Source organism: Proteus hauseri, from assembly GCF_004116975.1.
In the GTDB taxonomy this organism is placed as follows: Bacteria; Pseudomonadota; Gammaproteobacteria; order Enterobacterales; family Enterobacteriaceae; genus Proteus; species Proteus hauseri.
In genome coordinates, this window is the sequence record NZ_CP026364.1 from 3,748,566 (window position 1) to 3,764,064 (window position 15,499).

A 15,499-nucleotide genomic window follows, 5' to 3' on the forward strand; every position below is an offset into this window, starting at 1 on the left:
CCTCCTTAACTGGGGGCTTTTTTATGCGAATGGATCGTAATCTGAATTGCTGACATTAACGCCAGAATTAGGTGAGGAGTAATTTCTATCTATTTTGGTGACTGGATAGGCGAACGTCAGTGCGAGCGCATCACCTTTACCCGGTGAACGACCAAGACGCTTTTTAATTTCTGTTTTATCTTCTAGTACAATCTTGCTATCGATAACACGAACTTTGTATTCACCACATGACAAATCATCTGCGGTTTCTTGATCGTCAATAGCCCCACCAATTTTTAGCCATGTCTTAACGCTGTTATACATTTCACCGCGTTTGTTCAGCATTTGTGGATCTGTTGATGCACCACCAAACTTGACTAAACGCCACACGCGTCCCCAACTTGTTCCAATAGAGTGAATACCGGTACCGTAACCAAAATCGATATGCACAGCGTCAGCCTTGTATTGATCTTCAAAGTCAGCAATACGCTTTGCCATAACAACATCGTCAGTTGTTTTAAAGCCCACCCACAAGCACTTGCTAAATAAACCTTGGCGCAGATAAATCACCGCATCATCAATACCAGAATAGGCGGGGTCGACACCAATGATTACAGGCGCATGAGCAACTTCTGCCTGTGTGACAATGCGCTTCATGGCTTCATCCGTTAGGCCTGTTGGAATAAATTGCAGTTCTGATGCTGACGGGAACACACCACGAACACGGACTTTAAAGAAGTCGCTATCTTCGCCGTAGTCCTCTTCCCAGTTTTTAATCTGCTCTTTGTTGCTACCTTCAACGGTACGGCTATCAATCTGCTTGGTGTTCCAACGATGTTTAAACTTACGAAAGCACTCACGAAAGCGCCCTGTGTTACGAGTTGGGTTACCGAATGCAATCCAAATGATTTCGGTGCCTTCATCCGTTAACGCCCCTTCGGCAACTTCCCATACCAGATCCGCAATGTTAGATGCTTCATCAAACACCAAGATAATACGCTTGCCTTTGTTGTGAAGCCCTGCGAATGCCTCCGTGTTGTTCTCTGACCATGGTGACGCATCAGCGCGCCATGCATGGGCATGGCTAGGGTCATTGGCATAGATAGCTGTTTTAGTGCAAGTAAACCAATCTTTGGTAAGAGATAGACGTTGCCACTTAGCAATTTCAGGCCATGTTTTGGTTAATAATTGTTTCTCAGTATTGGCAGTAACTAAAACTTTGCAGTCTTCGCAGGTATCCATACCCCATTTTATAAGCATAGAGATAAATGCCGATTTACCGATACCATGCCCAGAAGCACGAGCAAGTAACAATGGCTGGTGGCGTGTCTTTGGATTGCGTAGATGTTCACCGATTTCATTTAATGCTTCGGCTTGCCACTGACGAGGGCCATTGTATTCTTCAAGCTCTCCGCCAGCTTCACCCCACGGAAATGCGTAATACGCATAACCTAATGGATCATGCGTAAATGATGCGATATCTTCAATGAGTTGTTCTTCTGGTGATTTCTGTAAAGCTTCTGACATTACTCAACGCCCCCTTGCTGAGCACGTTTACGAGCAGATGCCAACTTATCAGCCAATGATACGTTTACATCGACCTGTACTCTGTCTCTAAAGGCATTGATATCAACGTGCTTACCAATCAGTTCAAGCACCTTAATTTTATCCAGTAACTTCACTTTTTTAATGCGTGTATCACCGTCAATATCAATGATATCGAATGCAGCAACACTTTTTCGCCAAATAGGAGACCATTCTGATATTGGTTTAATATCGCCTTTCTCATTGAGAATATCGGCAATATCTGCATCAAGCATATCTACCAAGCGTTTGAGTACATTGTCAGCACTCATCTTGGTACGCTTATTGCGCTGTTGCATAAGTTGTGCGATACGCTCTTGAATACGGGGATCAGCCATTAGCTGTGATGCGCGCTTGCAAGCACTGCCAGAAGCATATCCAGCAGAGATTGCAGCATCAGTTTGATTATCGGGGGATTTGATATATTCCTGACAGAAACGTTCCATCTTGTCGTTGATAGGCGTTGGCTGTCGTGCAGGTTTCTTTCTTGGTCTTTTGATAGTCATAATCATCACCTCTTTGGTTATTATGGCTATCAAAAAGATAAACATCAAACCATGATTATTTTTTACACTCTTTGTCTAAGGTTGCTATTGCAGCTAATGTTTTTGTTAACAGGCCCTTTAGAATAAGTAATCTTTCATTGGTAATTAAAGACTTATCGCTATCAGATATATCACCATCTATTCCTAGCAACTTCATATGATGAGGGATGTTAATGATATCCAGACTAGTTCTCGTATACACATCAGATAAATATTCGAATAATTCATCATCAATTCTTATACAATCAAACAGTCTCTTTTCATATTGCTCATTTTGTATATTTAAAACTAATTGCGTTTTTCTTATCTTTTTTCCATTTCCATCGATAACAATACGACTTAAGTAATATTCATTGTCATTTATGAATTTACAAATGCAATCGTCACCGTTAATTAATGAATCAATATATTCGATTATGTGATTTATTATGACTTTATTTCTATAATTGTATGTAGATAATATTTTCTTTAGTGCTATTTTCTCTTTCTCATTAACTTTTATTTTTCTACATTTTTCAATAAGTTCTTTACTTATAAATAACAGTATTGCCACACTTGCAGTAATCAATGCGGCGTACTGAGGTAAATTTTTAAAAAATGAAGAAATAATATCTCCAACTGTATTTAAAAATTCCATTCCTTAAATCCATCCTAATTAATTAACATTTTATCATTCTACCCTCAACATCATTTCACGCCAGCCATTTGTTACCCAGCATTTAGCATCACCAGATAAACAACATTGCTGAACGGGTAACTGTTCACCACAGCACTCACATTTACGCTTAGATAGCTCCTCAGCTTGTCGCTTATACTCTGCATCATCTTTACGAATAAGCATCTGCAAGTATTCAATAACATCATACGGCTCACGACCAGGCCTACGCAGAACACAATTACGCTGTAACATCTCCAGCTCTTGATTATCCACCAGCAATTCAATCTTTGTTACGCCAAGCTCCTTTTGGCGCTTACGTTGTAGTGCCTTACGTTCAGCAGGTGATTTAGCCATTTACTAACTCCTTTGGCACATCGACTTCACCACCTAACACCACATCGACTTCACCACCTAACACCACAGCGACAGTAGCACGACAAATTGCCTCTTGAGGTATATCACCATCGTAATAATCATCTTGTAAGTAATTACAGATAGCAGACCATGCAATTTGATAATGTCCGAAATCGTTACTCAACATCTCATTGATAAGTTCGATAGCGTAAGTCTCAATAAACTCACCACACTTTAACCAGTCGCTAGATGGGCTATATACGCAGTTATTAGCATCAACAATAAACTCTTTATAAATACGAACATCAACGCCAACGGCTTTACCTACCGCCCAATCAAGCGCTAATCCTTTTAGTTTTGAGGTTTTAATTTTCATCATTTGCCTTTGCGTGACATGTCACGATTGTTTGATATGTTGAATAAGCCTAATAGCATCAATATCTTGACTCATAATTTCTTCCCAAACTCATTCAACGATTAATTAACTCAGTCACGAACTTAACGAATGGTAATAAGTTCATGATTTTCTGTATTTTCAGGTAACGTTACCCCTATCTTTCCCTGCTCACCCCAAAGCTTTGACGCGCTGATATTCCACACCCTGCAATCTTCATCAAAGATGGCGTCCATAACGGCTTTAATCAGATTATCGACATCAGGACGTTGCTGGTGAGGTTTACCATTCATCTCAATGCGTTTCTTCTTGCTCCATGATTTAGGCATAGGAATAACAAACGTTAGGTGAGCACCGCTTTCCGGTAACGTAAAACGGTTAGCTCTCATCTCGTCACAAAAAGCGTGGTACTTAACGACAACGGGCCTTTTCTTCCATGCGTCACGCTGTGTCATACGTGGTTTTGGTACAGGGTTGATATAATAAATTTGCTGTTTCATGCACGTACCGCCACCAGCATTGCGTTCATACGGTTATGAATATCAGCAATCTTTCCATGCTGTAATGGCGGTATGCTCTTTCTGACGTAAGTTAGTGAGCCTTTCTGACAGATAACATGCTTATCCGTAGGTTTTACTGGCTTCTTGGTCATTAAAGAGGCTTCTTTTTTGATATCTAAATCACGTAGACGCTCCATGTAATCAGGCGCTAGAGTGTATAAATAACCAATGCCGACTACCGCTCTGCGCTCAACAACGGCGCATTCAATCAACTTGATCAACGCATAATTGGTCGTTGAGCGATTTTTCTTACCATCCAGCTCTGAGGCAATCTCGGTTATTTCGTTAACTGATAACGGTTTTTTCTTGTCATGTAATATTTCAACAACTAAATCCTGCATAAATTTCATATACGATAACCCTTAAGAGATTAATCATTATGGTTAATGCATCCAATTTGGTTATGTTTTCAAGTATAAAAAAACAGAGTTTTTAATTAAACTCATACCTACTTAAAACGCTCTCAAATCGTCTATACGCTGCTTTCACTACTCAGACACCCAATCGTATACCTACAACAAATAAAACTCACCAGTGTTTATTACGCTAAGAATTTTGATATCCAATAAACCTCATGCCGATTTATGTTTACGTTTTTCAGCATTTTCTAATAAATCCATCCATGCAGGTCTCGGTCTGGTTTTATCTTCAAGTCTTAACGTGGGTTTAGGTATTACCTCTCCTCGTTGTACTCGCTCAGACCACATACGGATCATTTTATTTAATCGCTTCTCAACCTCCGCTTCTGTCAACCTAAGGTCGTATACCTTTTGCCTAAGGTCAGTGAAGATCCAATACTGTACCGGATGTCTAAATGGGTACATCTCAGCACTATGATAATTACACCGTCTGGATAGGTATTTATTGAAATCTCTAAGCATTTCATCAAATGGAATTCCAAAAGCATTAGCGTCTACCAACTTGTCAGAAAGCATTGAAATAACATCAGATAACTCTGGTGGCCACGGATTACCATTGCTACAACGCTCAATGCAGAATTTAAATATCAAATCAAATTGATCGCTATTCAATCCGCTCAGTGCTCGTTTCCACATCAATGATGGTTCCGTCCCGTTCTTCTTGCTCCACTTGTCCCCATACAGCTCGATCATTTTCCACCAAAGCGGTAACAGCATCGGGTCCGTATTTATCGTTGACGTGCTGTAAGAATTCTTGCATTGGTTTTGATTTTCCAGCGAATTGGTTACTGGTTTTATTGCTCTGACTTGACCCATTTCTCACCTCGTTATTTTTTGAGCGTTGAAATTTAATACTTTTTGCCAATGCCATTTCCCACTGTTCGTGATGTTTAGCTTTCCCCTCGGCTTTCCAGTACGTAATAAATTCGGCAAGTTCAGTTGGTTTAACTGGCTCTGTTAGTGCATGTCCCCAAAAAGCAGATTTACGTAAAAAATCGCTATCAGGTTCCCATTCATCAAACATCACAAATTTACCGTCAACGCTAAAACCACCAGCAGGAACTCTGTCATTTAAAATGGCATTATCCACATCAGGCAAATTTCCTTCGCGCGCGTTACAGAGAGTTGTTTTAATACTTCCTTTCCCTTCCTTTCCTAAAGGTAGTCCTACCGTATCACTACCGTAGTCATACGGTAGTAGGTTCATCTCTTTGATTTTACTTGGCGTTTTCTTGTTTACGACTTGATGTTTTGTGAAGTTATTTATTAATCCAAAGTGCTTCCCATTTTGAGCAGAAAATAAGCTGATATAGCCACAGTTGGAAAGCTCCTGTAGTAGTACCGGAATACTACGGGAGGTTTCACGTATTGGAAAAACAGCCGCTTTTATTAGCTTCGGATTAGCATTGAAATAGCCTTCATCGTCAGCGTAATTTAATAGCCCTATCGCCAATAAACACGCTGACTCAGATATTTCAGCCATATCCTCATCAGTCCAAAATGTTGGCTTAATAGTCCTGATACGGGCCATATCACCCCCTGATATTGTCTTCATAAGCAATATTTTTATTACGAGCCATCTTTAATAATCGGCTGACTTCTTTTCTGTAGTTGGATGAATTAATTGCGGAACATTCAACACAAACACCATTACTGGTAAAACGCTCAGAATCATGACCATGTCTACATAATTTTCCCGTATAGAAACGACTTAGACCATTTTCAATGGCTTGCTTTCTAGTCACAATTTTCATCATCACCTCTTTTTCTATGATTAGTTAGCAATAAGATTATCCATTATTTTAAAATAGATCAACCTAAAAAGACTTATTGGTTATCAATAAAAATTAAGGACCACCGAAGTGATCCTTATCTATAAACAGCCTTTGAATTGTTATCGAATAAAGAAATTGATTAATTGCTCTCTGGTTGTATCTGCACCGAATTCAATACAAATATCATATAACTTATTGAGTTTACTTAGTGAAGGCTTACGTTTTGCATAGCGTAGCTGATGTGATAGATACAATTGGCTATACCCCGTTCTTTGAGAAAATGCTTCTCTTTGCTTAATCGTTAAGCTATTCCAAAATTTTTTAAAGTCGAAAACTTCCATAATTTCACCAATTTGATTAACCAATAAATAATAGTAACCGTTTAGGTACTTTACCAAAAGGGTTATTTGTTTGTTTAATACACCATAACTTAATCAAATTTGTATAAAGAATAGACACCAAAGGACTTGGAGAAATGAAAAGCATTGCTGAAATTAGAAAAGATAACCTGATTTATATTATTGAACGCTACTATAACGGCAAACAAAAATTACTGGCTGATGCGTTAGGTGTAGCACCAAGTATGATCTCTCGTTACCTATCACCAAAAGATTTAAAAAGTCATCGTGAACTGACCGATCCAATGTCACGTAAAATTGAATATGTGACTAGAATTAGTAAATATTGGATGGATGTAGACCATTTAAAAGAAGGTCATGCAGAGTCAGAAAAAGATGAATATATTCCGACTGAAATTGGCAAGATACTCTCAGATAACATCACAACATTTATGTTAAACGATGGAATAAAATCAAGAGTTAAGCTTTCTGTCGATTCAGGGCTTGCACAATCAACGGTTAACCGCATTATTAATTGTGAAGCCAGCGCCACTGCTGAAAGCATTGATGCCATTGCAAAAGCAATGGGTCGCCAAGCCTATGAATTACTGATCCCTAAAAATGATAAAGGCACTATTAACTATGATAGAAGAGCCTATTCAAAACTTCCCGCCAGCGAACAAGCTGCTATTGAAAACTTCATTGAATTTATCATTAATAAAAACCAGCCTATCTCCCACGACTAACCCTCTCCATTAAAAAGAAGTCATATCTTGGCTTCTTTTTACTCTTAATAAATCATTAAATTTCATAGTGATAAAAACAAACATAACCACATTGGTGATTTATTTATTTTTCATGGTTGACAATGGTTAATTTATGGTTATGATTAAAAACATAAGTTAACCAATACGGTTAATTTGCTCTTTAACAATATGGATAAAAGAGACTGATTTTTTAATGCGCTCAGACATAACCAATTTGGTGATTAGTCATGATCTTTTATATCAAAGACGGTAAGCATGTATTTACCTTATCTGGCTAAAATGAGTCACAGTCATTTGACAATTTTAAAGCCGGTATTGAGTGGGCTTATGTAAGAAAGCTCGCATTACAAACAGAACAATTAGTAGGTAAACAAAATGTCAGACACTAAACACTTAAATGTGTTGATTGCAAAAGCTCTTTTACTTAACCAAGATATTACTGATAGCGAACAAGTAGATGCGCTAACAGCTCATATCAACGGTGATATTGAAAAAGAAGAGTTTAAGCAATATGACCACTTTATTAATATCACGTTACTTGCACTTTCATTGGTTCCTAATATCAGTAGTGAACTCAGTGAAGAACAAATCGTTAACGCTATTATGTCATTTATTGATAACCCTGATATGCGTAGCGTTCGTCATAGAGTTAATCACTTTAACTCATTAATAAATCCAAAAACCGCCTCAATTGAGGTAGAAAAAAAGGAAGTACCTCAGGAAGAGGTGATTTTTCATGCCAGCAATGATAACCAAAACGGTCAACCAAAGGAAACAGAAGATATTCCAAAGGAAGAAAATGACCAGCCTGCTTATTTTGAACCTGGTCGTTATCCCGATATTCCTAACGAGGTGTATCACAGTTCAAACGGTATCAGTAGTTCGATGCTAAAAGATGCCCGTATTAGTTTGATGTATTACGAGTTACGCCATGTAACAAAAGTTATTGAGCGTGAAAATAAGCGTTGTTTCGACTTAGGTAGCGCATTCCACACGTTAACAATGGAACCTGAAAAGTTTGATGCTGAATTCAGTGTTAAGCCAATTATTCCAGAAGGTGCCTTTACAACAACGGAAACAATGAAGTCATGGATTGACGAATACAACAATAAGTTGCCTAAGAAGCTCTCACAAGATGAGTTAAAAGCAATTATTGAAGAACATAATGCCACTCTGACACCGCAACTTTCCACCAGCGGAAAAGCCGAAGAGCTAGGTCAGATATACATGCAGTTGCCCGATGAATTTAAAACCATCCCTGAAGATGGAAAATTCACAGGTGCAGCAATGAAAGCCTGTATCAAAGCCTATAACGATACTTTGCCAACACCATTGAAAACCTCAGGTAATACAGATGCATTACTTGAGCAGATATACCACCACATCAATCCTGAATTATATTTGGCAGAAACAAATAAACCTGAGCCACTTAGAAAACCCGTCAAAAAAGATGACCTCATGCAGGTTATTAAAGAAGTGAACCCTGATGCTGTATTTGAAGATGAAATCATTAGCCAATGGCTTAGTGATGATTCAAAAATTCATGTTCAAACCGTTGACTATGAAATGGCAAATAACATGCGTAACGCTGTTATGAACCACAAAGAAGCATCTAGTTTATTAAACCACCCTAACCGCGTATCAGAAGTGAGCTACTACGGCATTGATGAAGATACTGGTCTTGAAATTCGTGTTCGTCCTGATATCGAAATTCAAACAGAAAATAACCGATTAGGTTTTGACCTCAAATCTGTAGCACTTGGTCGATTTAAACAAGATGCCATTGAAGCCATGATCCGCAGAGAAATCATTAATCGCGATTATCACATCAGTGCAGCTATGTATTGTGATGTGGCAATGCTGGATCAGTTCTTCTGGATATTCGTTAACAAAGACGAGCATTACCACTGGGTTGCTATCGTTGAAGCCTCTCCTGAATTACTTGAACTGGGTCGCGCTGAGTACAAAAAGACACTGCGTGATATCCGTGAAGCTATGGATACAGGATATTGGCCAGCGCCTATCACCACTACTCTCACTATCGGTATCACTGACTTTGAGCAGAGAAAATTAGAAGAACTGCAAAACGAAGTCGCTTAATAAAACTGCGCTTGAACAATCAGGCGCACGCTTGGAGTAAATATTATGTCAGAAGTAGCCACTATTGATCAGAGTAACAACTTAGCAGTATTCAACCCAGATAAGTTAAGTAGCCTAATTGAGTTTTCAAAAATAATGGCTAAAGGGAAAATTACGGTACCCGAACATTTGCGCGGTAATGATTCAGACTGTTTAGCGATTGCTATGCAAGCGATGCAATGGGATATGAACCCGTTTGTTGTAGCTCAGAAAACCTATACCGTTAATGGTGTTCTTGGGTATGAGGCACAATTAGTAAACGCCTTAGTATCAAGCTCAACGGCTATTCAAGGTCGCTTTCATTATGAATATAGTGAAACTGGTTGGGAAAAACTAACCAAAAGCAAAGAGCTTACAAAACAACGAAACGGTAAAGAGTATTCATTTCGTGTTCGTGATTGGACTGATGCAGATGAGCATGGTTTATGGATACGTGTTGGAGCAATTCTTCGCGGTGAAAGTGAAATTACGTGGGGAGAGAAAATTTACCTATCTAGTGTTGTTACTCGCAATTCCCCTCTCTGGTCAACAAACCCAAAACAGCAGTTAGCTTATCTCGCTGTTAAATATTGGGCACGCCTTTATTGCCCTGAAGTTATTCTTGGTGTGTATACACCAGAAGAACTTGAAGATCGCCCGATTAAAGACATCACCCCACCGAAAGAACGTGTAAGCATTAATGAAATCACCACTCAGCAACAGCCAATCAATGCTGAACCGGTAAAAGAGACTCAAGGCGAGTTTATACCTAAGTTCGATGCGCAAGGCTTTAGATTAGCTATCGATGATGCTCAAACTGTCGAAGAAGCTAAAAATATTCGTGCAGAAATTGAGAACTTAAAAAATGAAATGGGGATCAATCTGTTTACTGAATTAAAAAACAAAGCAGTACAGGCATACCACCGCATTGATGCACGTAATGCCTTAGAAGCTTCTATCAACTCACTTCCTGAATCTGGCTCACCTGAAGCCACAGAAGCATTTGAAAAAGTAGACAAGCTACTAAAATCAAGCAAAAGAAAACTCGGTGATGAGTTATACGAGTCTTTCTCTATCACCCTTGATGATATGCGCCCTGAATACCAGTAATCCTATTTAATGCGGGGCTGTATCGCTCCACAGGAGTTTAAATATGAATATTAAATTACCTATCAACCCTATTCGTATGCCTGATGTTTTAAAAAAAACAGGGCTTTCTCGCTCAACTATTCGCACCTTAGAGAAGAAAGGCGATTTTCCAAAGCGTATGTACTTATCTGTGCGCTGTGTGGCTTGGGAAGCGGAAGAAGTTGATGAGTGGTTGAAAAAACGTTCTCAATCAAGAGAAACACCTAAGTGTTACACCGAACGTAAGCGCAATGAAGCAGGTCAGTTTGTGAGTAACGCCTAACCACCCTACCAGTTTAACCAAAGGATATAACCATGAAAAGTTTACACGGCCGTTGCATTCAGAGATGGAAGCAACGATTCAAGAGTGTTTGTGATTCTAAGGTTTCACCTTATTACAGAAAACGCGACTTAAAGGGATTTTGTCGTGAATCTGGCGTGATTACTGCTGACATGATGATCCAAAATATGGCAGAGAATAATGCAATTGTTGACTTCAATGGGGGCTGGCAAGGATGGTCGCCTGAATTTTCAGAGTTCTTTGACAAGAACCGAGAGAAATACATTACCGAAGCACGTTTATTTCTCAACGAAGAAGCCACTAATGACGAAATAGACGACTTAATCGAAGAAGAAATCTCTAATTGGAATTAGAACTCAGTGCAAGGATGCAAACAGGAGATAGATATGAAAGGAAAACAGTATCAATGCCACGACTGCGGGGATGAAATAAAAATAATCCAATCTCATGATCAGCCATCAAATACATATGGTTTCATAATTCAATGTCTTAATTGTGGATATGAGGCTGGCCTATTCGACACCATTGAAGATGCGGAGATGGTGATTAAGTGTAACTCGCAGGGATGCAATGAAGAGGAATGAATAATGGCAATAGTTCAGTTTTATATAGCAGGCGGTAAAGGCGAAGACCCATCAGGAATTAGTGAAGAAAACCTCTATGAATTACCAGATGATCATAACTTCAGTGCTGATGATGACCTAGATTCATGTATTGAAGCATGTGCAGAATATTATCACGCTGATTGTGACGGATGGGAAGATAAATGGCCGTTGTTATTCATGTTATGGATTGACGACCAATATCTTGGCACGTTTGAAGTTGAGCGTGAGTTTGACCCAGTATTTTCAGCTAATAAGGTGGAATGAATATGAAAGAGCGCGGAATTATTTTTAATGCTGAAATGGTGCGTGCCATTTTAGATGGGCGTAAAACTCAAACTCGTCGCATCGTTAAAAATGTAATGCCAGATAATGGAATGTGGCTAAAAAAACCGACCAAAACAAGAAGTGGCACAACTACGCATGTATTGGATGCTCCAAAATATAATTTATGTCCCCTTGGTAAAGCTGGTGATCACCTTTGGGTTCGTGAAACATGGATGCCTGATGCTCCTCGCGATGGAACTTGGGATGATGTTGAGTTTTACGGATGTAAAGACTCGCAATTAAGCATGATACCTGAACGTTTCCGTAAGTCAGAATATTGTATTCATCGCGCATCTTGGGATAGTGATGAATTGGTTGGCTGGACTCCATCTATTCACATGCCTCGCTGGGCTTCACGCATTACATTAGAAATTACTGATGTTCGTGTTGAACGATTGAATGATATCAGTAACGATGATGCAAAATCTGAAGGCTGTTGGTATGGGCGTGGAGGTGGAACTCCCGATAAGGCTCTTACCCCTAGTGATCAATTCCCTACTTTATGGGAGGAAATATATGGAGATGGAAGTTGGTCGTCTAATCCGTGGGTGTGGGTTATTGAGTTTAGAAGGATTTAATAATGGATAAATCAATAAACCAATTAAATCCCAATGATGTTATTAAAATTGGTAATAGCTGGTATCGAATTAGGTATTTAAGATATTGGGGAAATGAAGCATCAATAGATCTACAAAAAGAAGAGGATCTATTATCTTATTATCATGATAAGACGTGTTTAAGATTATCGATAAATAAAGATTCAAATATTAAATTTGAGGTTAAGAGTGAAACCGATACTTGATATGTGTTGTGGCTCTCGTATGTTTTATTTTGATAAACAAGATGACCGTGTTTTATTTAATGATATTAGAGTAGAAGAACATATTTTATGTGACGGAAGAATTTTAAATATAACACCTGATGTTATTTCTGATTTTAAAAATCTTCCTTTCCAAGATAATTCATTTTATCAGGTGCTATTTGATCCTCCTCATTTAATTAGAGTTGGCAAAAATAGCTGGATGTTTAAAAAATACGGCGCATTAAATAAAGACTCATGGAGAGAAGATTTAAGTAAAGGGTTTAGTGAAGCATTTAGAGTGCTTAGGCCTGGAGGAACATTGCTGTTCAAATGGAATGAAACCCAAATACCCGTTAAACAAATTTTAGTACTAACAGACCAAAAACCAACAGCAGTACAGCGTGTAGGGAAAAACGATAAAACACACTGGATAGCATTTTATAAAGGGAACGAATGAAAAAATACGACCTTATCTATTGTGATCCTCCTTGGGATTACAAAAATAAAGTCTCAAACGGTGCTGCTAAAAATCATTATCCAACAACTTCCCTCTTCAATTTAACCCATATCCCTATTCATTCTATTGCATCTGATAACGCAGTTCTTGCCATGTGGTATACCGGTAATTTTGTACTCGAGGCTATTAAATTAGCCGAAGCTTGGGGTTTTAAAGTCCGCACAATGAAAGCTTTTACATGGGTTAAGTTTAACCCTTTAGCATGGCAACGAATTGATAAGTCGATTCAAAACAGTGAGTTATTTGATTATCACGACCTGTTTGAACTATTAGATGCTGAAACAAAAATGAATGGAGGTAACTACACCAGAGCCAATAGTGAAGATGTTTTAATCGCTACTCGAGGCAATGGATTACAGCGCATTAGTGCTAGCGTTAAGCAAATCGTATTTAGTTGTTTAGGTGAGCATAGCGAAAAGCCGTGGGAAGTAAAAAACCGTCTTGAACAGTTGTACGGTGATGTAAGTCGCATTGAGCTATTCGCTCGTGACATGTCACAAGGTTGGGATGCATGGGGCAATCAATGTCCTAACAACAGTATCGAACTTATCAAATCTCATTTTATTTGTAAGGAATAAATATGCCTGATATCGCAGATGATGCTAATGACTTAACGGCTCTACAAATCAACACCGCATTAGCAAACAGAGAGCCACCAGCAAAAAGCTTAACAGGGTTTTGTATCTGGTGTCGTGAAGAGCCTGTAACAGAGAACAGCGCTTACTGCTCCAAGGAGTGTGGTGATGATCATGCTCAGTACAAAAGGAAAAACGGCTAATGATTATTTTACTCACATTATTAGCCGTGTACTTATGGCTTGCTGGGTATCTGTTTTCAGAGTCTAAGCACGAAAGCGACAATATAAAAAATATTGTGGCCAGACTGTTTTACTCTACAATCTGGCCTGTTGTTGGTGTGCTTTACCTATCGTCACTACTTGCTTATAAAACACTTGGCGAAGAATGACCGAGCGTTAATCTTTCTCTTTTATCCATTCATCCACCATATCAGCCCACTCTTGTAACATCTTCCTACGCTGTTCAGAATATTCAGCTTTGTTGTAAACGGCTCTAACGCCATTTTGAACGTGTGCTAAACATTTCTCTATCCAATCTGAGTTATAACCTGCTTCGTGCAATAGCGTGCTTGCAGTGCGTCGTAAATCGTGAACAGTAACCGGTTCGAACTCAATACCTTTTTCATTGATACGTTTTACGGTTCCATCAATCACGTTATTCAATGCAGCGTTAGAAAGTGGCTTTTTAATATCATATCGACCAGGCATTAAGTAATCGCTTCCCATCGCACAAACTTTCATACCAGTTAGGATATCCATTGCTTGGTCAGAGAGATAAATAACATGCTCTTTTCTCCCCTTCATTCGCCCTTTAGGGATCACCCATTGTCTATTTTTAAAGTCTATTTCATCCCATGTAGCGTGAATAAACTCAGACTTTCTGACTAATGTCAGCAAGACAAATTTAACGGCCAATTTTAAGGTTGGATAACAACTATAGTTTTCTAGTTCACGAAATAAGATACCGATTTCTTTCGGCGACATTGCCCTTTCGCGCGCTTGAAAAGTCCCTATGGAAGAAGCCTTTATTGCATCTGCTGGGTTAGTAATTTCATAACCTCTATCTATGGCATAAGTAAAAACAGAGCCAACAATCTCACGCACTTGTAATGCGGTCGCTTTTGCTCCCCTATCTTTTATCTTTTCACACAATGCTCTAAGCCTTGGTGTGGTGATCTCTTCAAGTTGAAGTTTGCCGAATACAGGATAGATTTCTTTTTCAATAATTGCTTCTTTCATGGCCCTTGTAGAGTCAGCATATTGAGCATCATTAAGGAAATTGACGGTATAGTCTTTGAATACCGTCCCTATTTTTTTACTCTCAATACCGTCACGCTTCTTTGAAGCTGGCGATATGCCTGCGTTTAGCAGCCTTTTTGCTTCAATTAATTCAGCTCTTGCTTCTGCAAGCGTGATACCGTCAGCACTGTATCGACCAAAAGTAACCGTTTCTCTCCTTCCATTAAAACGATAATCATATCTAAATGAAATAACACCACTTTTTGTCACTGCAACGTATAAACCATCTCTGTCAGACACTTTATAAAGCTTGTCTTGTGGCTTTAAACTTCTTAGTTTTGTATCGGTCAGCATGCTATAACCTCAATGCTGATACCGTCAAATGACAGCAAATTTATGACGGTATCAGTGTCTTAATTTTATAATTTATATTTTGATACCGTCTCCTATACCGTCATTTTTTTCGGTTCTTGTCAACCATTACCAACCATAGAAAACAAAAAAGCCACCAGTAA

23 protein-coding genes are annotated in these 15,499 nt (G+C 38.8%); 11 read left to right on the forward strand and 12 right to left on the reverse strand.

What is annotated here, in order from left to right; translation table 11 throughout:
- Nucleotides 1–21: 21 nt before the first annotated feature.
- The 11 genes from PH4a_RS17210 to PH4a_RS17260 all read right to left on the reverse strand — a co-directional run bounded on the left by PH4a_RS17210 (nucleotide 22) and on the right by PH4a_RS17260 (nucleotide 6,609).
- Nucleotides 22–1,506: a terminase gene (locus tag PH4a_RS17210; protein ID WP_129041529.1), complete on the reverse strand. Its 1,485-nt coding sequence runs from the start codon at nucleotides 1,504–1,506 to the stop codon at nucleotides 22–24.
- Nucleotides 1,506–2,069 (reverse strand): terminase small subunit, encoded by a 564-nt coding sequence (locus PH4a_RS17215; RefSeq protein WP_341868137.1) that lies wholly within the window; start codon nucleotides 2,067–2,069, stop codon nucleotides 1,506–1,508. Before PH4a_RS17215 ends, PH4a_RS17210 begins: the two co-directional genes overlap by 1 nt.
- A 55-nt stretch (nucleotides 2,070–2,124) precedes the next feature.
- Nucleotides 2,125–2,745 (reverse strand): hypothetical protein, encoded by a 621-nt coding sequence (locus PH4a_RS17220; RefSeq protein ID WP_129041533.1) that lies wholly within the window; start codon nucleotides 2,743–2,745, stop codon nucleotides 2,125–2,127.
- A 33-nt stretch (nucleotides 2,746–2,778) separates the two neighbouring features.
- Nucleotides 2,779–3,120: a hypothetical protein gene (locus PH4a_RS17225; protein ID WP_129041535.1), complete on the reverse strand. Its 342-nt coding sequence runs from the start codon at nucleotides 3,118–3,120 to the stop codon at nucleotides 2,779–2,781.
- Nucleotides 3,113–3,499 carry a phage protein NinX family protein gene (locus PH4a_RS17230; protein WP_129041537.1) on the reverse strand — a complete coding sequence of 129 codons (387 nt, stop codon included), beginning with the start codon at nucleotides 3,497–3,499 and terminating at the stop codon, nucleotides 3,113–3,115. The genes PH4a_RS17225 and PH4a_RS17230 overlap by 8 nt, the downstream gene beginning before the upstream one ends.
- A gap of 119 nt (nucleotides 3,500–3,618) precedes the next feature.
- A complete protein-coding gene (locus PH4a_RS17235; protein WP_049203709.1) occupies nucleotides 3,619–4,014 on the reverse strand; it encodes a RusA family crossover junction endodeoxyribonuclease in 396 nt (131 codons plus the stop codon).
- Nucleotides 4,011–4,424 carry a hypothetical protein gene (locus PH4a_RS17240; protein ID WP_129041539.1) on the reverse strand — a complete coding sequence of 138 codons (414 nt, stop codon included), beginning with the start codon at nucleotides 4,422–4,424 and terminating at the stop codon, nucleotides 4,011–4,013. The genes PH4a_RS17235 and PH4a_RS17240 overlap by 4 nt, the downstream gene beginning before the upstream one ends.
- 222 nt (nucleotides 4,425–4,646) lie before the next feature.
- Entirely contained in the window at nucleotides 4,647–5,129 is a 483-nt protein-coding gene (locus tag PH4a_RS17245) for a replication protein P (RefSeq protein ID WP_129041541.1), read from the reverse strand.
- Nucleotides 5,098–6,024, reverse strand: coding sequence for a DnaT-like ssDNA-binding domain-containing protein (locus PH4a_RS17250; protein WP_129041543.1), 927 nt, complete (start codon nucleotides 6,022–6,024; stop codon nucleotides 5,098–5,100). The genes PH4a_RS17245 and PH4a_RS17250 overlap by 32 nt, the downstream gene beginning before the upstream one ends.
- Nucleotide 6,025: 1 nt before the next feature.
- Complete coding sequence (locus PH4a_RS17255; RefSeq protein ID WP_129041967.1) at nucleotides 6,026–6,247, reverse strand: hypothetical protein; 222 nt, start codon at nucleotides 6,245–6,247, stop codon at nucleotides 6,026–6,028.
- A 140-nt stretch (nucleotides 6,248–6,387) separates the two neighbouring features.
- Nucleotides 6,388–6,609, reverse strand: coding sequence for a hypothetical protein (locus PH4a_RS17260; RefSeq protein WP_223231915.1), 222 nt, complete (start codon nucleotides 6,607–6,609; stop codon nucleotides 6,388–6,390).
- A gap of 134 nt (nucleotides 6,610–6,743) precedes the next feature.
- On the opposite strand from PH4a_RS17260, the gene PH4a_RS17265 reads away from it, so the two are divergent.
- The 11 genes from PH4a_RS17265 (at nucleotide 6,744) to PH4a_RS17315 (ending at nucleotide 13,946) form a co-directional block, all read left to right on the forward strand.
- A complete protein-coding gene (locus PH4a_RS17265) occupies nucleotides 6,744–7,352 on the forward strand; it encodes an XRE family transcriptional regulator (RefSeq protein ID WP_129041545.1) in 609 nt (202 codons plus the stop codon).
- 396 nt (nucleotides 7,353–7,748) lie between these two features.
- Complete coding sequence (locus PH4a_RS17270; RefSeq protein WP_129041547.1) at nucleotides 7,749–9,473, forward strand: PD-(D/E)XK nuclease-like domain-containing protein; 1,725 nt, start codon at nucleotides 7,749–7,751, stop codon at nucleotides 9,471–9,473.
- A 45-nt stretch (nucleotides 9,474–9,518) separates the two neighbouring features.
- Nucleotides 9,519–10,601 (forward strand): RecT family recombinase, encoded by a 1,083-nt coding sequence (locus PH4a_RS17275; RefSeq protein ID WP_129041549.1) that lies wholly within the window; start codon nucleotides 9,519–9,521, stop codon nucleotides 10,599–10,601.
- A 43-nt stretch (nucleotides 10,602–10,644) separates the two neighbouring features.
- On the forward strand, nucleotides 10,645–10,902 hold the full coding sequence (locus PH4a_RS17280) for a helix-turn-helix transcriptional regulator (protein WP_072064166.1): 258 nt from the start codon (nucleotides 10,645–10,647) through the stop codon (nucleotides 10,900–10,902).
- A gap of 32 nt (nucleotides 10,903–10,934) precedes the next feature.
- Nucleotides 10,935–11,273, forward strand: a complete 339-nt coding sequence (locus PH4a_RS17285) for a hypothetical protein (RefSeq protein ID WP_072064167.1) — start codon at nucleotides 10,935–10,937, stop codon at nucleotides 11,271–11,273.
- A 234-nt stretch (nucleotides 11,274–11,507) separates the two neighbouring features.
- Nucleotides 11,508–11,789, forward strand: coding sequence for a hypothetical protein (locus tag PH4a_RS17290; protein WP_072064169.1), 282 nt, complete (start codon nucleotides 11,508–11,510; stop codon nucleotides 11,787–11,789).
- A 2-nt stretch (nucleotides 11,790–11,791) separates the two neighbouring features.
- Nucleotides 11,792–12,427 (forward strand): ASCH domain-containing protein, encoded by a 636-nt coding sequence (locus PH4a_RS17295; RefSeq protein WP_072064170.1) that lies wholly within the window; start codon nucleotides 11,792–11,794, stop codon nucleotides 12,425–12,427.
- A 2-nt stretch (nucleotides 12,428–12,429) separates the two neighbouring features.
- A complete protein-coding gene (locus PH4a_RS17300; protein ID WP_072064171.1) occupies nucleotides 12,430–12,651 on the forward strand; it encodes a hypothetical protein in 222 nt (73 codons plus the stop codon).
- A gap of 19 nt (nucleotides 12,652–12,670) precedes the next feature.
- A complete protein-coding gene (locus PH4a_RS17305; protein ID WP_082147372.1) occupies nucleotides 12,671–13,108 on the forward strand; it encodes a class I SAM-dependent methyltransferase in 438 nt (145 codons plus the stop codon).
- A complete protein-coding gene (locus PH4a_RS17310) occupies nucleotides 13,105–13,746 on the forward strand; it encodes an MT-A70 family methyltransferase (protein WP_129041551.1) in 642 nt (213 codons plus the stop codon). Before PH4a_RS17305 ends, PH4a_RS17310 begins: the two co-directional genes overlap by 4 nt.
- Before the next feature lie 2 nt (nucleotides 13,747–13,748).
- Complete coding sequence (locus PH4a_RS17315; RefSeq protein WP_036936127.1) at nucleotides 13,749–13,946, forward strand: hypothetical protein; 198 nt, start codon at nucleotides 13,749–13,751, stop codon at nucleotides 13,944–13,946.
- A gap of 195 nt (nucleotides 13,947–14,141) precedes the next feature.
- Here the strand turns inward: PH4a_RS17315 and PH4a_RS17325 are convergent, their stop codons facing one another.
- Nucleotides 14,142–15,338: a tyrosine-type recombinase/integrase gene (locus PH4a_RS17325; RefSeq protein WP_072064175.1), complete on the reverse strand. Its 1,197-nt coding sequence runs from the start codon at nucleotides 15,336–15,338 to the stop codon at nucleotides 14,142–14,144.
- Nucleotides 15,339–15,499: the final 161 nt, after the last annotated feature.

Bases quoted from the DNA above. Each gene is read 5' to 3' on its own strand.
- PH4a_RS17220 (WP_129041533.1), bottom strand. From the start codon at position 2,745: ATGGAATTTTTAAATACAGTTGGAGATATTATTTCTTCATTTTTTAAA.
- PH4a_RS17225 (WP_129041535.1), bottom strand. From the start codon at position 3,120: ATGGCTAAATCACCTGCTGAACGTAAGGCACTACAACGTAAGCGCCAA.
- PH4a_RS17290 (WP_072064169.1), top strand. From the start codon at position 11,508: ATGGCAATAGTTCAGTTTTATATAGCAGGCGGTAAAGGCGAAGACCCA.
- PH4a_RS17310 (WP_129041551.1), top strand. From the start codon at position 13,105: ATGAAAAAATACGACCTTATCTATTGTGATCCTCCTTGGGATTACAAA.
- PH4a_RS17315 (WP_036936127.1), top strand. From the start codon at position 13,749: ATGCCTGATATCGCAGATGATGCTAATGACTTAACGGCTCTACAAATC.
- PH4a_RS17285 (WP_072064167.1), top strand. From the start codon at position 10,935: ATGAAAAGTTTACACGGCCGTTGCATTCAGAGATGGAAGCAACGATTC.
- PH4a_RS17245 (WP_129041541.1), bottom strand. From the start codon at position 5,129: ATGTGGAAACGAGCACTGAGCGGATTGAATAGCGATCAATTTGATTTG.
- PH4a_RS17275 (WP_129041549.1), top strand. From the start codon at position 9,519: ATGTCAGAAGTAGCCACTATTGATCAGAGTAACAACTTAGCAGTATTC.
- PH4a_RS17325 (WP_072064175.1), bottom strand. From the start codon at position 15,338: ATGCTGACCGATACAAAACTAAGAAGTTTAAAGCCACAAGACAAGCTT.
- PH4a_RS17215 (WP_341868137.1), bottom strand. From the start codon at position 2,069: ATGACTATCAAAAGACCAAGAAAGAAACCTGCACGACAGCCAACGCCT.
- PH4a_RS17230 (WP_129041537.1), bottom strand. From the start codon at position 3,499: ATGATGAAAATTAAAACCTCAAAACTAAAAGGATTAGCGCTTGATTGG.
- PH4a_RS17260 (WP_223231915.1), bottom strand. From the start codon at position 6,609: ATGGAAGTTTTCGACTTTAAAAAATTTTGGAATAGCTTAACGATTAAG.
- PH4a_RS17305 (WP_082147372.1), top strand. From the start codon at position 12,671: ATGTTTTATTTTGATAAACAAGATGACCGTGTTTTATTTAATGATATT.
- PH4a_RS17280 (WP_072064166.1), top strand. From the start codon at position 10,645: ATGAATATTAAATTACCTATCAACCCTATTCGTATGCCTGATGTTTTA.
- PH4a_RS17300 (WP_072064171.1), top strand. From the start codon at position 12,430: ATGGATAAATCAATAAACCAATTAAATCCCAATGATGTTATTAAAATT.
- PH4a_RS17255 (WP_129041967.1), bottom strand. From the start codon at position 6,247: ATGAAAATTGTGACTAGAAAGCAAGCCATTGAAAATGGTCTAAGTCGT.
- PH4a_RS17240 (WP_129041539.1), bottom strand. From the start codon at position 4,424: ATGAAATTTATGCAGGATTTAGTTGTTGAAATATTACATGACAAGAAA.
- PH4a_RS17270 (WP_129041547.1), top strand. From the start codon at position 7,749: ATGTCAGACACTAAACACTTAAATGTGTTGATTGCAAAAGCTCTTTTA.
- PH4a_RS17295 (WP_072064170.1), top strand. From the start codon at position 11,792: ATGAAAGAGCGCGGAATTATTTTTAATGCTGAAATGGTGCGTGCCATT.
- PH4a_RS17250 (WP_129041543.1), bottom strand. From the start codon at position 6,024: ATGGCCCGTATCAGGACTATTAAGCCAACATTTTGGACTGATGAGGAT.
- PH4a_RS17210 (WP_129041529.1), bottom strand. From the start codon at position 1,506: ATGTCAGAAGCTTTACAGAAATCACCAGAAGAACAACTCATTGAAGAT.
- PH4a_RS17265 (WP_129041545.1), top strand. From the start codon at position 6,744: ATGAAAAGCATTGCTGAAATTAGAAAAGATAACCTGATTTATATTATT.
- PH4a_RS17235 (WP_049203709.1), bottom strand. From the start codon at position 4,014: ATGAAACAGCAAATTTATTATATCAACCCTGTACCAAAACCACGTATG.